This is a genomic window from Natronobacillus azotifigens (assembly GCF_026805325.1).
GTDB lineage: Bacteria > Bacillota > Bacilli > Bacillales > Amphibacillaceae > Natronobacillus > Natronobacillus azotifigens.
This window is the reverse complement of the sequence record NZ_JAPRAT010000062.1, coordinates 1-1,676: the sequence shown is the minus strand read 5'-3', so window position 1 is coordinate 1,676 and position 1,676 is coordinate 1. Positions and strand designations below refer to the sequence as shown.

At 42.1% G+C, this 1,676-nt stretch carries 1 protein-coding gene; it reads right to left on the bottom strand.

Features of this window, described 5'->3' with window-relative positions; genetic code table 11:
• Nucleotides 1-149: 149 nt before the first annotated feature.
• Nucleotides 150-1,559, bottom strand: a complete 1,410-nt coding sequence (locus OWO01_RS15845; protein ID WP_268781445.1) for an ISLre2 family transposase — start codon at nucleotides 1,557-1,559, stop codon at nucleotides 150-152.
• Between the last annotated feature and the right edge of the window lie 117 nt (nucleotides 1,560-1,676).

Genomic DNA, 1,676 nt, shown 5'->3' with positions numbered 1-1,676 from the left:
GTATGTGTCAAGTTTTTCTCGAGGTAGTTTTTATACCAGTATTTCTGGCACTCTATTTTTGTACGCTTTTTCAGCTACCTCGCTGTCGCTTGTTCTCAGGTAAGTAGCTGGTACGTTCTACAAACCAGAACCTACCAGCTACTTACCTGTTACCGTAAACTCTTTAACAGTTGTCCTCTTGCGCTAGAATGGGCAATGTAGAGGCTGATGGACCCCTGATGAGCTCCTATGGATGGACGTGTCGGTTGACGTAACAGCTGGGCTAATTTTACCGTCTTTTTCACTTGTCTTTGCTTCCGTTCACTTCTCTTTTGGTGCTTCAAATAGACGTCCCGTAACGTTCCATTTAAAATGCCCTGGATCACTTTCACCATTCCCTCACTGCCAGCTTCACTCCAATGCATCCCTCTTTTTTTCATACGGAAAGAAACATGGCGTTGATTTGATTCCATCGCTCCCAAGCTACGTGCATCTTTTGGAGGATTCTCCACCCGTTCTCTCCAATCAAAAATACGCTCCCAGTTATGCATAATGTACTTCTTAAATGCCTGCAATTTATCCACGTTTTTCTGATCCTCTAGCGTACTTTCAAAGGTGTCTACCCATAAGGTGAAATCCTCAAGATTTTGCGCTTTTAGTGCTTTCTTTACTTCCTCTTTCCATTCGCTTTTTCCACCGCCAAATGCGCGATTTAACGCTTGTGATACATGATAGGGGTCTAATTGGTTGAGCACAGGATATTTCGATTGTGAAAAGGCTTCTTGAAATTTCTCAGCGGTATAGCCTGCGCCACCATCGCTGTTACTTACCACTTGTGTGTCCTCTAACGAATAATGATGCGCAGTGAACGCTTGAACCTCTTTCCAAAAGTCTGCGGTAGGTTGCGTTGTCATGATCACTTTCGGTTCTCGTAAAGCTACCCGTTTCCCATTCTTATCCCAACCTTCATGAACCACCGCATGCCGAACTTCCAAACTTTTTTTCTTTTGTGTTCCTCTTACGAATACCCCATCTGCCTCTGCATATAAAAACGCCAGCTTTTTCCCTTCAGGTAAGTAATCTGCATCTTCTAATTCAACAACCATTTCCTGATCAGCTTTTGCCTGCGCATTACCGACACGCTTTACAATACTACCAACGGTTGTATGACTAATATCCACCGCCGTCCATTCTTTTAAGACGCGTGCCGTTTCTCGGTAGTCCGTTTCACTAGCCATCTCCGCTACCTTTACTTCTACCAAGGAACTATGACGTTGATGCTTTCTTATTCCTAACCATTCATCAAATGGATGCCTGCAGTTCCCCTGTTTATCTCTAAGGGATGTATGACGAAATGTCACCGCTCCGAAGGTAAATTGCACGGTCTTTTCATCACTTCTTATCACTGTCCAGCCTTCCTGTTGCTTTTGTTTTTTTACCACTTGGTCAATCTGTGAAAATACATCCCCCAACAAGGTAGCAAATACTTCATGCATATACATGTTTACATCTTCTTCTAGTTCAATTAAGCTATTCGTACCCTTTATTATTTTGTATAAGTTTGATATAATTTTCTCCATGAGAAGGCCTCTTTCTAAATGTATTTGCCGGTTAGCATACATTTATCATAGAGTGCCTTTTCTTTTTTGACTAGAAAATTGCTTACTTTACCCCCTCGAGAAATATTTTACACATAG

Excerpts from the sequence above, each read along its gene's own strand:
- OWO01_RS15845 (WP_268781445.1), bottom strand. The coding sequence starts at position 1,559 with ATGGAGAAAATTATATCAAACTTATACAAAATAATAAAGGGTACGAAT.